The sequence below is a fragment of the Rufibacter sp. XAAS-G3-1 genome, assembly GCF_013623775.1.
Lineage (GTDB): Bacteria > Bacteroidota > Bacteroidia > Cytophagales > Hymenobacteraceae > Nibribacter.
Genome location: NZ_JABFAM010000008.1, coordinates 177,123 through 195,843, shown reverse-complemented (window position 1 = coordinate 195,843; position 18,721 = coordinate 177,123). Strand labels below are relative to the sequence as shown.

9 protein-coding genes are annotated in these 18,721 nt (G+C 50.6%); 4 read left to right on the top strand and 5 right to left on the bottom strand.

Annotated elements, in window-relative coordinates; translation table 11 throughout:
- The first annotated feature begins 306 nt into the window (after positions 1 to 306).
- From HHO50_RS10975 to HHO50_RS10965, 3 genes are all read left to right on the top strand, one after another.
- On the top strand, positions 307 to 1,593 hold the full coding sequence (locus HHO50_RS10975; protein WP_181306073.1) for a DUF4861 domain-containing protein: 1,287 nt from the start codon (positions 307 to 309) through the stop codon (positions 1,591 to 1,593).
- 246 nt (positions 1,594 to 1,839) lie between these two features.
- Entirely contained in the window at positions 1,840 to 3,261 is a 1,422-nt protein-coding gene (locus HHO50_RS10970) for a glycoside hydrolase family 105 protein (RefSeq protein ID WP_181306072.1), read from the top strand.
- Positions 3,262 to 3,319: 58 nt separating this feature from the next.
- The gene (locus HHO50_RS10965) at positions 3,320 to 4,687 is read left to right on the top strand and encodes a glycoside hydrolase family 28 protein (RefSeq protein WP_181306070.1); all 1,368 of its coding nucleotides are present in this window, start codon (positions 3,320 to 3,322) and stop codon (positions 4,685 to 4,687) included.
- A gap of 355 nt (positions 4,688 to 5,042) precedes the next feature.
- Here HHO50_RS10965 and HHO50_RS10960 read toward each other — a convergent pair whose 3' ends face one another.
- Complete coding sequence (locus tag HHO50_RS10960) at positions 5,043 to 6,401, bottom strand: biopolymer transporter Tol (RefSeq protein ID WP_219921517.1); 1,359 nt, start codon at positions 6,399 to 6,401, stop codon at positions 5,043 to 5,045.
- A gap of 629 nt (positions 6,402 to 7,030) precedes the next feature.
- On the opposite strand from HHO50_RS10960, the gene HHO50_RS21430 reads away from it, so the two are divergent.
- The gene (locus tag HHO50_RS21430) at positions 7,031 to 8,065 is read left to right on the top strand and encodes a PKD domain-containing protein (RefSeq protein ID WP_304621530.1); all 1,035 of its coding nucleotides are present in this window, start codon (positions 7,031 to 7,033) and stop codon (positions 8,063 to 8,065) included.
- Between the two features lie 851 nt (positions 8,066 to 8,916).
- Here the strand turns inward: HHO50_RS21430 and HHO50_RS10950 are convergent.
- The 4 genes from HHO50_RS10950 to HHO50_RS10935 form a co-directional block, all read right to left on the bottom strand.
- The gene (locus HHO50_RS10950) at positions 8,917 to 10,242 is read right to left on the bottom strand and encodes a glycoside hydrolase family 105 protein (protein ID WP_181306067.1); all 1,326 of its coding nucleotides are present in this window, start codon (positions 10,240 to 10,242) and stop codon (positions 8,917 to 8,919) included.
- Between the two features lie 108 nt (positions 10,243 to 10,350).
- Positions 10,351 to 11,655: an acetylxylan esterase gene (locus HHO50_RS10945; RefSeq protein ID WP_181306065.1), complete on the bottom strand. Its 1,305-nt coding sequence runs from the start codon at positions 11,653 to 11,655 to the stop codon at positions 10,351 to 10,353.
- 318 nt (positions 11,656 to 11,973) lie between these two features.
- On the bottom strand, positions 11,974 to 14,967 hold the full coding sequence (locus tag HHO50_RS10940; RefSeq protein ID WP_181306064.1) for a sugar-binding domain-containing protein: 2,994 nt from the start codon (positions 14,965 to 14,967) through the stop codon (positions 11,974 to 11,976).
- 476 nt (positions 14,968 to 15,443) lie between these two features.
- Positions 15,444 to 18,407 (bottom strand): glycosyl hydrolase 115 family protein, encoded by a 2,964-nt coding sequence (locus HHO50_RS10935; RefSeq protein WP_181306062.1) that lies wholly within the window; start codon positions 18,405 to 18,407, stop codon positions 15,444 to 15,446.
- Between the last annotated feature and the right edge of the window lie 314 nt (positions 18,408 to 18,721).

Here is an 18,721-nt window from a genome sequence, read left to right as displayed (position 1 = left end):
AGATAATTTTAGTAGAATAGCATCAGGCACATTCTTACCCCAGACACGAGGGGCTTCCATTCAAAACAGGGCAGAACAGGATAGTATGCCAAGCCTGTGGTTCTATCTTTGGCAAGGTTTACCATCTAAAAATTGATAGCATCTCCTACCCACCGAAACAAACGGTAAGCAGGAGTTTGATAGACGTTGCTGATTTGCCCCGTTCTGTTGGACACAACAGGATGGGGCAAAGCCACCAAATCTTGTTTACCTTTCGTTTCTGAAAAAGACCCCAAAATCACTCTTCATCAATCATACCCGTTTGTAATGAAAAGAAAACTCCTCCTATTTTCCTTTTTTGCGTTAAGCAGCTCCCTGGTCTCCTGCGTTTCAACCCAAGAGATTGTGCTCACCAACAAATCTTCGGTTGCTTTGACAGACAAAGCCATTTCCATCAAAAGAGATAAACTCAAGATTTCTCCGGCGCACGGTGCTTTCCCAGTTTTATTAACCCAAAACGGAGACACGGTGGCAGCCCAGACCGATGATTTGAATGGCGATAAGAAATGGGATGAGCTGTTTTTTGTCACCAACCTTCCTTCTACCGGAAAGCAGACGCTGAAACTTTCCTGGTCGGAAACCAAGCCTTCCTACGTGGCTCGCACCAATGTACGATTTGGGAAACGCACCTCTAAAGACACGCCGGTGCAGCCCAAAACCAGCGATACCTTGTATGCGAACCAACTGCCCAAAAGCCCTGGCTACGGGTACCAGCCCTACCAGACCGATGGCCCCACGTGGGAAAACGAAAAGGTAGCGTTCCGGCATTACTTTGATGGCCGCAATGCCAAAGACCTGTTCGGGAAGAAGGTTTCTTACCTGTCTCCTGAGACGGTGGGCATCAGCGCAACCGGTGCCGTGGAAGACAATTACCATGTCATGGCAGATTGGGGCCGCGACATCATGGCGGTTGGCAACTCAGCCGGGATTGGCGGTTTGGCTCTGATGGTTGGGGATTCCTTTTACCGTTTGGGCGTTTTACCTAATGACACCGTAAACAATGTGCAGAGCACCAGTTTCAACATATTGGCGGAAGGGCCGGTACGTTCCGTAACGCATCTGCAGTACAACGCCTGGCAGCCAGACGGCACCAACCGCAGGTACAAAATTGAGGAAAGCCCCACTATCTGGCCCGGCATGTACGCCTACCAGAACACCGCCAGAATTTCAGGCCTGCAAGGTGATGAACTATTGCTCATCGGGATGAATAACCTGGACAGAACCGACCAGGTGAAGGAAATCAATATTGATGACCAATGGGTAGTGTTACTGACGCATGACCGCGAGACCTACAACAAAGAGTGGATCTTGGGTCTTGCGCTCATCTTACCTAGAGATACTTACCAAGGCTTTGTAGAGGCCCCTACCTCGGGTAGGCTGGCGCAAGGGTATTTCGCTAAGATGAAAGTGAAGGATAACCAACCCGTTACTTATTATGCCGTGGGCGGATGGGAACTGAGCAACGAAGCTTTCAAAAACGCGGCTTCTTTCCAACAATATGTGCAAGACTTGGCCAAGCAATTATCGGCTGAAGTAGAGGTACAGGTAAAATAGAAAAAGCAGCTCCCTGCTAAAAGGCCTCTCCCAATCAAGGAGAGGCCTTCTTATTTTTGCTCTGCTCCTATCTTCTTATTCGTGATAACTCAAACAGAATAACTTCTCCTCTCTTCTGACACCGGACAGTACAGGATAGCTTCGGCTAGATTTTCTTCTACTTTGTAAGCATCTTCCTAAAACAGACGATACCCATTCTTCTCTATGAAACGGGAAAGAATAGAAACCTGAAAATCTAGCTACACCATGAAATCAGAAGAGACCAATATACTCGCTGCTGCACCCACGCAACAGCTTCAAGGGCTCAAGAATAAAGCCCGAAAAGCCTTCTTCACCCTTGCCTTCCTAGGTGCTTGGCAAGCGGCAAGTGCGCAGACCACGCCCCCCAAGGTGTCTGATACCACCACGCCCCTGCATGCCATGCAGCCCGATTATCCTACGCCGTATGGCACCACCAAAGTAGAGGATGTCACCAAAGTGTTGAACCGCGTTCATTCTTATCTGGATGCCGCTACTCCTGCCCGGGTAGTAGATAAGAAAACGGGAAAGCAGGTGACAGACCTAAAGAAGCTCAACGAGAACTCCGCCATTGAGCAAGGCGATTTCCGGCTCACCAGTTATGAGTGGGGTGTGACTTACGCGGGTATGTTATTGGCCGGCCAAGCCACGGGTGATCCACGCTTCACCAACTACACCACCCAGAGATTAAGCTTCCTGGCAGATCTGGCTCCTTATTACCGCAAAGAGCTACAGAAAAATCCGAAGTTGGAAACCCCAATGAGACAGGTGTTGATGCCCCATGCGCTGGATGATGCCGGAGCAATGGCCGCAGCCATGATCAAAGCCACCCGCGCGAATCTGGTTAAATCAGACCTGCGCCCGCTCATCAACAACTACCTTGATTATATCAGCAACAAAGAATTCCGCCTGGCGGATGGCACCTTAGCCCGCAACCGACCTTTGCCCAACACCCTTTGGCTCGATGACTTGTTTATGAGCGTGCCCGCGCTGGCACAAATGGGAAAACTCACCGGTGAGCAACGCTACTATGATGATGCCGTGAAACAGGTAATCCAGTTCTCTGAGCGCATGTTCAACAAAGAAAAAGGCTTGTACATGCACGGCTGGGTGCAGGGCATGGAGCCACACCCCCAGTTCCACTGGGCTCGCGCCAATGGCTGGGCAGTCATGACCTTGGTTGAATTACTTGATGTACTGCCCCAGAACCATCTTGGCTACCCCAAAGTGCTGGAGCAATTACGCGCCCATGTGAAAGGATTGGCCGCCTACCAGGCCGGCGGAGGCTTCTGGCACCAACTTATTGACCGCAACAACTCTTACTTAGAAACTTCGGCCACCGCTATCTACACCTACTCCATTGCCCGCGCCATCAACAAAGGCTGGCTTGACAAGCAGGCATACGGCCCCATGGTTCTCCTCGCCTGGAATGCCGTGGCCACCAAAGTCAACGACAAAGGACAAGTGGAAGGAACCTGCGTGGGCACCGGAATGGCCTTTGACCCGGCTTTCTACTTTTACCGCCCCATCAACGTGTATGCCGCGCATGGGTATGGCCCGGTACTATTAGCCGGGGCTGAGATCATCAACTTACTGAAGGGCAGCAAATATGAGATAAACGACAGTTCTGTCCAGTTTTCTTCAAAGTAAGCATAAAGGCTCCGCATCTAAAACGCATCACTCTCCTAAACGGGTTAGAACCTATTTTATGAAAAACGCACCGCTGTACTTCCTGCTACTTTGCTCCTTGTTTTTAGCCTCTTTTAAGAAAAATGAGCGCGTAACGCTAAACGAAATAAAGGTGAAAGCACCTTTTAACATGCCGGCTATCAAAGTCCCTGATTTTAGCAAGTGCCAGAAAATGCCGATTACCGATTTCGGGGCAGTAAAGGGAGACAAGCAGAAAACATCCCAGGCTATTGCCCAAGCCATTGCCAAAGCGTCTAAAATGGGCGGCGGCGTAGTGGTGATTCCTGAAGGAGAATGGCTGACCGGCAAGGTGCATCTGAAAAGCAATGTAAACCTGCATTTGACCAAAGGAGCCGTCCTGCTTTTTTCGGAAGATCCCGCTGATTACTTGCCCGCGGTTTCCTCAACCTGGGAAGGGATGGAATGCTATAACTACTCTCCCTTGATCTATGCGTATGGGTGCAAAAACATTGCGATCACAGGAGAGGGCAAAGTGAAGGCTAAGATGGATGTTTGGAAAACCTGGTTTTCAAGGCCCAAACCCCATATGGAAAGCATTAAACGTTTATATAATTTAGCTTCTCAATACACCCCAGTAAAAGACCGGCAGATGGTGAATGACACCGCACATCTCCGGCCGCAGTTTATTCAGTTCAATAGAAGCGAAAACATCTTATTGGAAGGAATCTCCATTGAAAACAGCCCTTTCTGGACTGTCCACCCTTACCTGTCCAAGAATGTAGTCATCCGGAACATAAAAGTCTACGCGCACGGCCATAACAACGACGGCATTGACCCAGAGATGAGCCAGAACGTGTTGATTGAGAACTGCACCTTTGATCAGGGAGATGACGCCATTGCCATAAAATCGGGTCGTAACCCCGAGGGCTGGCGGTTGAAAACTCCTTCCAAGAACATTGTCATCCGGAATTGCGTGGTGAAAAACGGCCATCAATTATTGGCCCTGGGCAGTGAGTTATCTGGTGGGATTGAAAATGTATTCATGGACAACTGCCGTGTGGTGGACGGTGCCAAGTTAAACCACCTTGTGTTCATTAAAACCAACGAACGCATGGGTGGCTATGTCAAGAACATCCATATCAGCAACATCAAGGCCGGTAAAGTAGACCAGGGGATTCTGGGGATTGAAACCGATGTGCTCTACCAATGGCGCAACCTGGTTCCTACGGTGGAGCGTAGGCTCACTCCTATCAGCAATATCTTCCTTGATAATCTGGCAGCAACAGACGTCAAATTCCTTTCCAGAATATTAGGTCAAAAAGAGCTGCCCATTGAAAATGTTACGGTAAAAAATGTCACGGCCAGCACCATTCACGGCGAAAAGCACATACACGAGAATGTTGAAAACTTCACCAATGCACATTGATAAGACACACTGCGCTTAAGCAGCAGCCCCGTTTGAGAATTATGAAGTGTTAAATCCCTTACGTTTTAGTGGCTCTTTCAGAAAAACAGACTAAAAACAGCAGTAGACACTATGGCCCGGAAGTTACTTCCATGACTTGCCTAGACCGTATAGAAAGTCACGGAAGTAACTTCCGGGCCATAGGTGCATAAGCATAAAAAAACAACTAGGATTAGTATTACCTACAAAAGCCTAGCCGTTTACCTTCTAACAAAAAAAGTCGGTGTCAACAGAAATGCTTCTTGTTGACACCGACTTCAAATTTTGAATTAGTAGAAGGTTGCCCTAAGGCGTATACATAACCTAGTTCCTTAGATCATCTCCCTTCCGGATGCATGGGCACCATCATGATGTCACTTTCCGTGAACATGCTTGAATTGAACAGCACCCACTTGCCGTCCGGACTGATGGATTGGTGCGCATGGGCCTGGCTTGAGAACGGGCTCTGCGTGTTTGGCCGATGCCCGGCGGTTAACAAGGTGGCACCCCCCTTTTCAATATTTAACCGGTAAATGTTGCCGTCAAAGGAATCGCCTATCGCCCATTTCAAATCTTTTGTTCCGGCCGCGTGCCAGTAGCCGCCCAGTTCCTTGGCCTGCCCCAGCAGTTTAGTTTCATTGTTACGGATGTTGTGCAACATGATTCCCGTGGGGTTCTTTCTTAACCGGTCAATATGCCCCATTACGTTGAACAGGATATGATCTGGCCCGGCAAACACTTCGTGGGTTACCCATTCGTCGGCCTTCTCTTTGTACACGGCGCGGTTGTTTACCTTTCCGTTTTTGTCTACCGTTAACACCCACATGCGCTGAGGAGAATCACCGCCGGTTTCCCAGCAGTACATCATCTCGCCAGACACATACGGGTTTGCCTGAAAGTGACCGGTTCTGAAAGGTACTTCCGTCAGTTGGGTGGTCTTTTTGGTGTCCAGGTCAATGCTGTGGATGGCCGAAGCGTCTTCCCCATATCTGGTGGAGAAAAAAATTCGTTTATCATTGATATCCAGACACGTTCCGCCCGGCTTCAGGTCACTGGGAATAGTGGCCACCAACTTTTCATAGCTGGCAGGCGATTTCACTTTCCCGGCTTCACTGTCCTTGAGCAGTTCCCCCAGATTTACCTCAATCACTTGGTTGCCTTTGATCCGGAAAGCCACATTGCGTTTATGACCTAAAAGCAGATCGCCCGCCCCCGTTCCGGTGGTTACCTGCACAATCTCGTGGGTATCCATGGAGATAGCATAGTACTGCCGTTCCCTTCTGGGGGTACCCGCGTTAGCCGCAAACGTAATATTGCCGCCCGCCGCCGTATTCCGGTTAGAGCTAAAGACAATGTACTTCCCGTCGGCAGTCCAGTTGGGGTGATCCTGGTAAATCTTGGAACTGCTGTGCCGGGAGGTAGTGAGCGCCGTAACCTTCACGCCGGTGACGGGGTCTATGATGGTAAGGCTCTCTGAAGGAAACCGTTGGCCGAAGATGTCGGTGCCGGCCATATCAAAGGTCTTGTCAACATGGCCCCGGTCTGAATAGTCTACGCCGTTTATCTTTTGCGCGTTAGCAGGAAAGCACAAGCCAGCCGTGCAGAGGGCTGCTGCCAGAAGCCCCATGCCAAGTTTCGCCGGGGAATGCAGCCTGCTGCCTCCCTTCTTATTTGTGGTACTTGAGCTTGTTTGCATGGGGAATACCTTTTCAATGTAAGCAGAGGGCTATTTTCAGTCTCCAAGTGGAGGGCTGGCATGCGCTGCCCTATCGTAATAATACCATACTTTACAGACCGGTGCATCCTGCTCTATCCTGATTTTTTTATGTAAATTTATAATGACCTGTTTACAGGTTTTCCTGAACCGACATTTAAAGCACTTCCTCTGGGGCAAGCGTCCGCTTTTGTCTTCGTTTTTAGGCTACTTTCATGAAAACAGGCATAAAACAAGAGGTTAATCTGTACACTGGCGCATGCATCTGCTGGTACCGCCGTTTTTAGGCTACTTTCATGAAAACAGGCATAAAACCCTAAACCGCTTTAATCCTTAAAACGCAGTTGGCCTTCAGCTTTCAAGAGAAAGTGAGATGGAGTGTAAGACAGAATCTTCTAGCCGGATAGGGCAGGATACCCATGCCTGACAGGTTGTATATATTTAGGTTCTCTCTCCGTTTCTAAGCCCATTTTCGAAAAACAGCCCCTAAACGGAATCTTGTCAGCACCTTCATCCTTTAGCTTATATTTTTGCCGAACTTGCTTTTCACTTCTATGCTGCCTGTTTCTTCTACCGTTAGACTTTGCTTACTCTTCTTAGGTTGCGCTTTCTTGGGAAGCACCGCCAGCTTTGGCCAGGAGAACCGCAGTTTCAAAATCTTCCAGTTCCCGGCCAACATGATCCCTAGGGTGGACGGGAGCAAAGACGATTGGAGCATGGTGCCCGAGTCTTATACCGTTGGCACCGACCAACTGATAGAGGACACCGGTAAATTCCCCAAACCAGACCCGAAGAACCTGGAGGTAAAGGTAAAAGTAGGTTGGGTAAAAGGGCTGAACCGCCTGTATTTCCTCTACGAGGCCTATGACAACTACTGGGATTTCACGCACCCAGACCTACACAACGACATCTTTGAAATTGTGGTAGACGGAGACCAATCTGGCGGGCCGCTCATTGACCGGTTTCACCCTAACAAGAGCCTAGCCCCTATGGACGCCTATTTTTCCTTCCATGGGGTGCATGCTCAAAACTACCACATCTTCACCCCCGCCGAGGGCAAGGACTGGACTCTGGCCTGGGGAAGCCAACCCTGGATCAAAGACCTTCCGTACGCTAACTTCGCCTATGACTACAAGTTCCGCCCCGGCGAGCCTGGTAAACTAATCCTGGAATTCTGGATTACCCCGTTTGATTACGCTGGAGCCGAAGGCCCCGCCCGGGCCGTAGAAACGCAACTGGTGGAGAACAAGAACATTGGGTTAAGCTGGGCCGTTCTGGACTATGATGATGTGAACAGCAAACAACATGGCTTCTGGAATCTATCCAGGGAACACACCATGTACGGGAACGCCTCTTTCCTGCTGCCCTTCCGCCTGATGCCGCTGGAGGATACGTTTAAAAAGAAGCTGGAAGCGAACTGGTCATTCAAAGTGGTAGACATGGACCGCCGTCTGGTTTCCTTCCTAGACGAATCTGAAGGCAGCATCACTTCCTGGAAATGGGACTTCGGCGATGGCAAGACCTCTACGGAGCAGCATCCTACCCACACCTATGACAAGGCGGGGCTTTATGTGGTAACCCTTTGGGTAGAAGGCCCGGCTGGGAAATCCCGTAGGGCTAAAGTGTGGGATGTGGCAGTAAGGTAAATTGCTTTTTTGCGGCAGTTTTCAGAAAACAGCTTAAAATCAGAAGAGGTCAAACAAAGAGGGCTTGCCATAGATGCAAGCCCTCTTTGTTTGATGCTCAAGATAAGTGATTTGCATGGACAATAAACCATTCTTGGTTTACTTCTGCGCTTTGGCTTCTGTCTGGAACTTGTTTTTATAGAATAATTAGTGGGTGCACGTCTTACGGTGTTCCCTTGGCTTTTCTGCTTTTGCGTGGATATGAGTAGGTGCACGCCTTTTGCTGTTCCCTTGGCTTGTCTGCCTACTGCGTGGGTGCAGGTGCTGTATTGTTTCATCTTTGGCGGTATGCGCTCAAGGCCGCGGGGCCGCGTCTTCCCCTCTCGCACTGCCCTTTCGGCCTGGGAAGTCTGCCTCTCTTAGCTGATGTCTATCCAGGGCCAAAAGCGAGGCGCGCTCGGGGAAGACTGGAACTGGCGAAAGTAGTTAATGTAGTAGCGGTTACTGGTTGCATTACCTGTAGAGACCAGGCAGTGACTGGTCTCTTACACGCATTCCCTTCTCTGCAAAGCCATGCCCCCCTCCTGGGAGCTGATCTTGTAGGGGGAAAACCTTTCTTTGCTGTTCGGGAGTTCTACTCCCGAACCTGCCTGCTGCGGGGTTCCACTCCGCCGGGAACCACGGGCAGGTGTTGCAGAAGAAGGGGAGTAGAACTCCCCGGCAGCCAGCTTCCGGAGTGGAACTCCGAAAGAGCGGTTGATGCGTTTCCGGCCTATTTTCCCCAAAACGACCCAAAAACGCCTTAGGGGAAGCACTTCTTGTTTTTCCCTACAAGATGCGCCTTGGAAGGAGTGGTATACATTCACTTCTTTCTACTTGATTCTCTTTCTCCACTCTCCAGATTGAATATCAGGATATTTCTTCTCTGCGGGTGGGTCTACATATTTAGGTAAGTCCAGCATGGCTACGCCCGCTCTTAAAACCGGCCCCTCTCCCATGGGTGTGTTTTTGTCGGTGGGGCGCTTGTAGTAGAACGTCAAGGAAGGCATAATTCCCGTTCCGGTACACACGCCGGTTACATCGCCTTCGGTGCCAATGTACTTCACGATTCCGTTCCAGCCCTGCTCAGCAACATACCCGTAGTCTACCGGCAACCAGCCATTCTTTACGCCAGTGGCCATCCCGAAAACATACATAGCGGCGGCAGACACCTCTTCATAGGAATCTTTTTTATCGATCAGGTTATGCCACAAACCAGACTCACTTTGATAGCGGGCAATACCGTCTGCCTGACGTCTGAAAATCTGGAGCAGTTCATTCCGCTTGGGATGGCTCTGGGGCAGGACAGAAAGCAAATCGGCCTGGGCCATAAACATCCAGCCGTTGGCCCGGGCCCAATAGGCTACCCCGTGTTCTTTGGTATCTGAGTGGTAGCAGTGGTAGTAGATTTTCTTGGCATCGTCCCAGAGGTACTTGTCAAACTGAATGACCTGCTGGGCGGCATCATTCAAATACTTCGCGTCTCCGGTAAGCTTTCCCATTCTGGCCAGGAAAGACACACTCATGAACAAGTCATCGGCCCAAATGGTCATCTCGTGCGGCCATAAACGGGCAATGGTGTTGTCTGGCAGGCGCGGCTCCTGTTCCATCAAATGATGCGCTACCCCGTCAATGTATTTCCTGTACTCCTTGTTAGGTTGCTGTTTGTATACCTCAATCAGGCTGGCTCCCATGGGCCCGTTGTCATCTAACCTAACGCCCCTGAAGTACATGTACCAACTCACGTCACGCACCTTCCTCAGTCCGTTTTCTTCTTTCAGCGCCTCATTGTACCGCTTTTGGAAGTAATCTAGGTTGCCTTGGTTGAAAACGAAGTCGAAGTTCTTGTGCACAAAGTTCTGGTACTTCTTGTCATTTGTTTTCTGGGCAAGCTCCAGCATGGCAATGTTCAGGACTCCGTTGGTGTAATGCCAGTCATTGTACTGGCTTTCTACTCTTACCTTGTTGGTGGTAGGAAGCTTCTTGGTAGTAGGGTAGGTCTGCTTTGTTTCAGGATTGATAAACTTGTAAGTGGTACTGGTGACAATTCTGTCCGCAATGTTCCTTAAAACAGATTCTGTTGGGGTAGAAGTCTTGCTCTGAGCAAACAAGGTCAAAGGCAGACAAAGCAGAAGAGGAACGTAATACTTTATTTTCATGAGATAAACTTTAAAACAGACTATATTATAAGAACAAGTAGAAGCAGTTTGGCATAAAAGGTCGCTTCTGGCAGGAACAGTCCCTTCCAGTAGTGACACTATGGGTATTTACTTTACCAACTGCTGCTTCAGCCACTCCACAGACGCTTGGTTGGTTTCCTCAAAACGCCAATGCCCGGTTATAGGCGTAATGGCAAGGGTCTTGGGTGCCTTCACGGAGTTCACCGCCGCATACACAGAGGTGGGTGGACAGGTGTTGTCATTGTAGCCCCAGGAGTAAAAGCCAGGCACAGTGACCTGCTTAGCGAAGTTGACGACATCGTAGTACCCAATTGTTCTGAGCTTTGCCGGGGTGTTGGTGGTAGCGGCGTACCTAGGACTAAGCAGGTGGGGCCAGCCTCCTGCTCTGCCGTGCAGGTAGCCGGTTATATCACTGAGTGCCGGGTAGAAAGACGCAAGTGCCTTTACTCTTTTGTCAAGGGCAGCCGTTACAATCGCCAGCGCCCCGCCTTGGCTCCCGCCGGTCACCACCACATTTTTGCCGTCAAATTCGGGCAGGCTGCACAGATAGTCAATGGAACGGACACAGCCCAGGTAAACGCTTTTATAGTAGTAGTTGTCCCGGTCATCTAGCTTGTTAAACCAATAATCGCCAAAGGCTGTGCTGATGTTTTTATAGGTGTCACTATCCAACAAGGGCGAAATGCCGTGTATCTCTATGCTGAGACTGATAAAGCCCTGATCGGCAAAGAAGGTACTGGGGCTGGTGGGTTTAACCCCAGCCCCGGGCGGCGAGAACAGCACCGGGTATTTGCCAGGAGGCTTCGGTTTACTTAGAAACCCGTACAGGCGCTGCCCTTTCTTATAATTCTGTAGGTTTACCAGGAACACATCTACGGTGGTGGTGGAATGCTCCGGCAGGTACGTCAGCTTTGCGTCCATGGGCACTTTGGCTGCTTCGGCTTTGGCCTCCTCCCAGAAAGCCATGAAATCACTGGGCAGCGTAACAGTTGGGGCAATCTTTTCGGGTGAGAAACCTACTTTCACCTGGCTGCTGTAAGTTTTCCCCTGGTACTCAGTCTTCACCACCAACTGCCGAAAGCCCGGCTCCTTGCTGGTACCCATGTCTATCTTCCCTTGCCCTTTTTTCAGTTGCATGGTTCCCTTTTTCTCGGCTGGCAGCATTTCAGGGCCCAACTCATAGCTGATGGTAGCATCTTCCAGGGGCACATCATTTTTCAGAACGGTTACCTGCACAGATGCGGTCTGGTTCACCGCATACTTCCAATCATTGGCGCTAGGCGTTAGTACAAAGTCAATCAGCTTTAGAGGAGCTGGTGAGTTTTGAGCTTCTGTATGCTGTAATGTTAGCAGATAGAGGTTCAAAGACAGCAATAAGCAGGTTCTTCTCATTCAAGTGGCTTTAAGAGCATGTTTAAACTTTGTCTTTCGTGCTGCAAAAGGCAATATTGGGAAAGTAATGATTACCCTAAGACAGAACACTCACTCGCGTCCCGTGAGTATGGGCTATCCGCGGCCTCTGGCCAATTCTTTGCGTATCCTAAGCGGCGGGACGCGAGCGAGGGGAATTATTACTTTTTGAGGACTAGCAAACAAAGTATTCATGTTACCCGTTTAGCGCCCGTTTTCCAGTAAACAGGCGCTAAACGGGGGTGCAAAGTAATGACCGATTGTGATGCCAAACTTAACTTTAGATCTATCCCGCAGTTCTTAGAGTTTGGTAGATGGCGCTGAAAGTTTCGGCTTTTCATAGATCTCTATCTCAACGATGCCAAGCGTACCTTTGGCCTTGGAAGTAGTACCGGCTGGTTCTTTCACCCCGGTTATTTCCACAAACCCGAAAGCATCACCATCTATGTTGGTACCGGTAAGCTGTATCTTCACGTTCTTCCCAACCGTTGGTGCAAAACTGGCTGTGAAATAACCAAGGCTACGCACAGTATTCCCCCTGAACACTTCTTTACCGTCTACCGTGATCCTAATAGGATAGCTCCTGTTGCGCCAGTTATTCAGTTTCATGGTGATTTCACTTACCTCGGCAGCCTTTTCCAACTCATAGTTTACCCAGCCACTCGCCAAACGGCCGTCATTAGACCAATGAGACAGCTCGTTATCATCAAAGGTATGGGCCGCCTCTTTCTGATTTGCCCCTGCGGTTGCTTTCACAATGGCCACCGGCACCCGCGAAACCGTGTAAGATGGGCCTGCAGGAGTGGGCCCGCGCTCCAGGTAAGAAGCAAGATTACTGCCCGGAAGAACTGTGGCAAGCCCATTCTCATCTTTGAAGGACTTGGATTTGAAATCCACGGTTGCCGGTTTCAGTCCCTCTGCGGTAGCAGATACGTTGATTTTGCCTGCTTTGGTGGTAGAACGAACCAATATCCGGTTCACGCCGCCCTCCACGGGAAGACTTTGAGCCAAAATGTAGTTATCAGGGCCCTGGGCAATGCCACCGCGCCACTGGGCTGGCCCATCCAGCGAAAAGTTAATCATATTCAGCGCAGTTGGGCAGCGGTTGCCTTTCGCATCTACCACTTCCACCTCCACCAAAGCAAGATCATGGCCGTTGGCCTGCAATCCTGCTGGGTGTTGCATCACGGTTAAACGCAAGGCCTTTGGCTCACCGGCGGTCTCTTTTTTGGCCTCACTCACTTTCTGCCCAGAAGCGCCATAGCTGATGGCACTGATGCTACCGGGCTGCCATTCAATGTTTTTGAAAGTATACAGGAAGCGATGGCTCTGTTCGCCCGTACCTTGGGATTTGCCGTTCACAAAGAGTTCTACTTTCTGGTCGCTGGAAACCACGAAGATGTCTTTTTGGGTGCCCGGTGCATAGTTCCAGTGCCCCATGATGTGCGTACGGTGTTTCTCTGGTTCCACCCAGCCATCCCACATGACCTGATGCGCAAAATAGCCGTCTTTGGGGATGCGCATGGCGTCTACTTCCCCGCTCCGGCGGTAGTTCTCTTCGCCGCGGTAGTGGGTGTTGGTGTCAGAGAAAACGATGTTTACGCCTCCAGAATTTACCCGCTTTCCGGTACCGGGCCGCGCCTCCCAGTAATCGTACCACCTGATCACATTCTCCCGGGCATGGGAGTCCTGGTTGCGGTTGTACGCTCTGGCATCTTCGCCTTTGTACAGAGGGCCAGCCCCGTCTTTGTGAAACGGAGGCGAAAATTCATCCCAGTATTTGCGCAGGCCTTCGTCCCTGGAATACTCGGTTGCCCACATGGGGATGTCTGCACTTTTGTTGATGTAAAGCATCTCACCGCCGTACTCGGCCACTTTGCTGTCCAGCATTTCACGGGAGCCGATGGCGCGGCCACCGTGGGGATCATACTGGTCGCGGATGGACTTCATCTCTTGCATGTGTTCTTCACTGATGGATTCGTTGCCACTCTCATAGAAGACCACGCTGGGGTTGTTGCGGTTGTAAATGATGGCATCGCGCATCAACTCGGTGCGCTGCTCCCAGCGTCGGCCGGTTACGTCTTTCTCGGCATCGCCGGCGGGCATGGCTTGCAGCAGTCCCACGCGGTCACAGGATTCTACGTCCTGTTTCCAGGGGGTTATGTGCATCCAGCGCACCAGGTTGGCGTTGCTTTGTACCATCAGGCGGTTGCTGAAGTCGCTCAGCCAGGCCGGAACGGACATGCCCACCGCGGGCCACTCGTTGCTGGTGCGTTGTGCATAGCCCTTCATTTGCAGTACCCGGTCATTCAGGTACACCATGCCGTTTTTGAATTCGGTCTTGCGGAACCCGGTGCGGGTTTTCACTTTGTCTATGGGCTTACCGTCCACTTTCAGCACCGTGTACACATCATACAAATAGCCGTAGCCCCAACTCCAGAAGTTCAGGTTATTGACCTTCGCGCTGGCGGTTACCTTCTTGGTTTCACCGGGAGCAAGAGTGGTTTGGCTTCCTGCAAAGCTGGCTACTTTCTTCCCGTCAAGGTCTTCTACTAGCACTTCGTACTCAAATGTCTTAGCCGAAGAATGGTCGTTTTTCACCTCAGCCTCCGCATTGATGGTCGCGGAATGGTTGGCGATCTCAAAATTGTCTGCATAGACATACACGCCGGTGGTTTTAAGATGGGAGAAAAGCGGCAAGGTCTGGTGCAGCTTGTCTGTGACGTGCAGGAATACGTTCTTGGGGATGCCGCCGTAGTTGGCGTTGAAGTTTTGGTTGCTCCATTGATAGGTAGAGTTGGTGGCTTTTTCCCGGTATCCCCAATCGCTGTCGGTGCGCACGGCCACCACGTTTACCGCCGGGGCAAGCTTCACGAAGGCGGTGATGTCAAACCCCACGGCCATGGCTCCGTTTTCATGCCGCCCGATGTGGGTTCCGTTCACATAGAACTCTCCGCCCTGCCTTACGCCCTCAAACTCAAGGAATACTTTCTTGTCTTTGGCCCCGGTGGGTAATTTGAATTCTTTCCGGTACCAGGCCACTGCGGTAGTGAGGTGATGGATGTCCTTTTTAAAAGCTTCGTCTTCGTTCCAGGCCCAAGGCAAGGTCACCTGTTTCCAGGACTGATCAGTGAACCCTGGGGCTTCGGCCCCGGCAGGGTCGCCCACCAGCACTTTCCAATCAGTATTGAAATTATACATTGTCCTTTCTTTCCCGTTTGGTTGGGGAGCCCCCATGGCAAACGCGGCCAAGCTTAGCAAAAGCCATGTTAACAGAAACGGTTCTTTCTTCATGTTCATTTGTGTTAAACTTTTTTGATTCCAATAGGATCGGCTTTGCCATCAAAGCCATTGTTTCTCATTTTTGGGCAGCTTTCCTACCCAAATGATTGGGCCTTCGCTGAAGAGCCTCCGTTTTTAGCCTGTTTTTCTGAAAACGGCCCGAAAACGTTAAAAATCAAGCCATGAACCTGTTTAGCGTTTTTCATTACCCGGCTTTTAAAGCAATGCCTCTGGGGCAAGCGTGGGCTTAAGTAATTGGATAGGAATAAGGATACTTTCTTCTCTCCTTGTTTTCCTGGAAGGATCTTGGTGGCAAACGGCAATGGTGTTCATTTACCGCTTTTCTAGTTCGCCCACAAGATTTTTTCAGGAAAACAAAAGAGATAGTTCAATTTGCCTGCTTCTTCTGCCGCCGTTTTCTGCCTGTTTTTAAGAAAACGGGCAGAAAACGGCGGCAGCTTCCATTCAACTTTCTAGATCAAAGCGCACTACTTTACTGTCTCTGGAATAATAGAATAGGCCCGCTTCAGTCCTCCCAAATCAATGGTGATGTAGTCCAACACCACGCCGGGGTCTAATAGGTAGATTTTCAGGGTGTGCTTTCCTTTGTTTAGAGGAGCAAACTTCACCTGGCGCTTCGCCCTATTTTCCAAAACATTCACCTTCCACTCCTCACTTCTACCCACGGTCTTAAAATCCACTACTTCTACCGGACTATCATCAATGGAAACGCCGTAGCGCATGCTGTACCCCGTGGTGACCGGATGCGTGGGGAGCGTGAAGACAGAGACGGTGGGGGCTGCTTCTGAAAGGGAGTAAAAATCATACTCTACTACCGGGGCTTGCTCTTTCAGGCTTTTAGGTTCGGTTAAAACGCTCACCTGCAAGGGTAAGGCCATTAGTGATTTCCCGCTATGGCCCAGGCCTTCCACCAGTTCCCAACCCTTTGCCTGCCTTTCTGTTTTCCTGCTGAAATTTCCTGCGAAGATGGAAACGTGGCCATTGTTTTCCATGAAGCCCTTGTAGAAAGCCAACTCAGCAAACTCTTCAGGATTTGCCGCTTTTACCGCTACTCTAAACTTTTGCCCCGCTCCTTTGAAAGTGATGTACCCGGTAGACTCCGGTTTCTTGGGGGCTTTGCCCCAGTCAATGCTGACCCAGATGCGCTGCTGTTTTTCCCCAAGGCCTGAGTTCAGTTTTCCCTTTTGAGTTGTCAATTTAATCCATTTGTCACTGGTGGTAACCTTCCATGAAACTGGTTCATTGCCTGAAAGAAACAAATCCACAAAATAAGACTGGCTGCCCCACGGTTGGAAAGTTGGCAATTGGAGACTTGGGCCCGCCACCAAAGAAGAATCTGCCGTCACAAACCCTTCCGGCGCGATACCCCATTTTGACGAGGTGCCGATTTTGATTTCGGGAATTAAAGGTTCTTGATAAGCGGGGAGATCGCGCGGTTTCATGGACATCATGCCTTCCCATTTACCGTTAGCCAGTTGGTGGTTGTAGTAGTTTGTTTCTACTGCTATTTCATCATAGGCTTGCTTGGCTAACTGCGCATAGTCACTCGCGCTGGCGCGGTTTTGTTGGGCGTACAGGTGGCTTTTGTCGCGGTACAGGAACTTCTTGTTCATCAGCGAGGCGCCTACCACCGGGTAATAGACCAGCTGATAAAAGGCATCTGCGTCTTTGGCGTCCATCTGGCCGCGCAGGATTTTTACCTGTTTCTCCAACGCCTCATACCGGTCTAGTCTTTTCTGGGCCTCATCTCCGTAATAGAAATGATTATAGGCGGTGTAATTTGTTTGGGTGGTGGGTTCTGTCCGGCTCCAGCCCATGAACTCCGGTTTCCGCTCAAACGCCAGTTGGTAGTATTCCCATAGAACCGGGCTGATAATGGCCGCTTTCTCCTCACCGAAAACCTCGCTTACCCACTGCTGCAAGTGCTGCTCCGCGGAGTTACCGTTCTGAAAAGCCTTGGCATCATACGCCATGTCCAGGAACAGATCAATGTTGTGCTCCAGCGGTTTGATGTCGCCTACATTCAAGACCCACAGTTGGTTTGATTTCAGGTGGTAGGCCTTCATCATTTCTTCCCTAATCAGGGATGGATGCGTGGAACTGAGCCACAGGTAATCATGCGGCCGCCCCCAGTAAGAGGCATGGTAATACACGCCCGAGCCACCGGCCCGCATCTGCTCCTGTGGGTTACTCAGCCGGTGAATGTACCCGAAGTTGTCGTCTGGCCACACCAGGGTAATATCTTCGGGTAGTTTCAGGCCATGGTCATAAATCTCCAGTACCTCTTTGTAGGCGGTAAAGACCTGCGGAACAGCCGTAACATTTTTGCTTACATGCTTCTTCAGCAGATCGCGCTGGTGGGAAATGATTTTCTCCAGCATGGTAGCCGCCTCCGCGGTGTTTTTAGCCCCCTTCATGCCGCTGTCGTGCACGCCCCGCATGCCCATGGTGTAGATGGCCTCCAGGTTTTGGGCCTCTCTCACCCGATGCTCCCAGTAAGCCTGCACGGCCTTCTGGTTGCTGAAGTAGTCAAAGGAGCCCATGGTTTTCTCGTTCCACTCATCCACGTTGTTGCGCAGCATGGGTTCAGCGTGGGAGGTGCCCACTAGGATAGCGTAGTCATCTGCAGTTTCGGGATTGCCCGGATAATGGAAAAAAGCCTTGGTGCTGGGGTGCATGGCCGGCCAGATGAGATTCGCCTTGAGGCGCAGCAGCAACTCAAAGATTCTGGCGTAGGTGTTAGGGCCGATGTCCTTTATGTCTTTGTCCATGTTCTGCGCCGCCCAGGGCTGGAGCCCCCAGTCCTCGTCGTTCAGGAAGATGCCTCGGTATTTTACCGAGGGCGGGCCCTGCACCAGCGTACCGGCCGTCACGAAGAGATTTTCCTTATGAGCCGGTTTCGCATCGGCCCACCAGTACCAGGGCGAGACCCCCATCCTCCGGGACAGCTCAAACACCCCGAAGGCTGTTCCCCGGGGGTCGCTTCCGGCAACCACCAAGGCTTTGGCCACATTCGCAAAGGGCTTCTCCACCACAGCCACACTATAGCTTTCCCACTTCCCGGTGATTTCCTGTACCTGCAGTGCTTTCTTCTCAACCAATTGGTTTATGAGTTCAGACTGACCAATAGTGCCGATGATGACGGGAATATTAGAGAGCTGTTTTTGGCCTCCTTTTCTGATTTCAGCCTTAAAACCGGTGACCATCTTCATATCCTCACTCAACGCCTCTGCCGCAATCCGCACCACCTCCGCATCTTTAGCGTCTATGAAAATGGGGGCTGCCTGGCCTGCCTGCACCAGCGGAAAACTACCGGGAACAGCCTCAGCCGTGACGGTGACGCCCCCCCCATTCTGGGTGTTTTGCGCCTGAAGTCTGTTGCCTGCTAAAGCATAGATAAGGATTACCGCAAGTGCTATTTGTCTTTTCATTTGAATATACATAGAACAGGCCTTGGCGCATAGTCACCCTTGTGAACAATAAGCATCTGCTTAGGTAGGTAGGCATTTCACCTTACAGAAAAGGCGTTTCTGGGCTGTTTTTAGGAAAACAGCCCAGAAACGCCTTTTCTGTAAGGTGGTTTGGAAATGTAGAGCACGGAGGATCTGAACGCCATGGTTAACTTCGTTTAACTTAAAGCACGCTGTAGGCGACCAGATAAGGTTTCCCCATCAACCGTAATTCAAGTGAACCGTTTGCGCTTTCTATCCTGTTCTATCCTGCAAACCCCTTTCAGCTGTTTTGA

Excerpts from the sequence above, each read along its gene's own strand:
- HHO50_RS10975 (WP_181306073.1), top strand. The coding sequence starts at position 307 with ATGAAAAGAAAACTCCTCCTATTTTCCTTTTTTGCGTTAAGCAGCTCC.
- HHO50_RS10970 (WP_181306072.1), top strand. The coding sequence starts at position 1,840 with ATGAAATCAGAAGAGACCAATATACTCGCTGCTGCACCCACGCAACAG.
- HHO50_RS10965 (WP_181306070.1), top strand. The coding sequence starts at position 3,320 with ATGAAAAACGCACCGCTGTACTTCCTGCTACTTTGCTCCTTGTTTTTA.
- HHO50_RS10960 (WP_219921517.1), bottom strand. The coding sequence starts at position 6,401 with ATGCAAACAAGCTCAAGTACCACAAATAAGAAGGGAGGCAGCAGGCTG.
- HHO50_RS10950 (WP_181306067.1), bottom strand. The coding sequence starts at position 10,242 with ATGAAAATAAAGTATTACGTTCCTCTTCTGCTTTGTCTGCCTTTGACC.
- HHO50_RS10945 (WP_181306065.1), bottom strand. The coding sequence starts at position 11,655 with ATGAGAAGAACCTGCTTATTGCTGTCTTTGAACCTCTATCTGCTAACA.
- HHO50_RS10940 (WP_181306064.1), bottom strand. The coding sequence starts at position 14,967 with ATGAAGAAAGAACCGTTTCTGTTAACATGGCTTTTGCTAAGCTTGGCC.
- HHO50_RS10935 (WP_181306062.1), bottom strand. The coding sequence starts at position 18,407 with ATGAAAAGACAAATAGCACTTGCGGTAATCCTTATCTATGCTTTAGCA.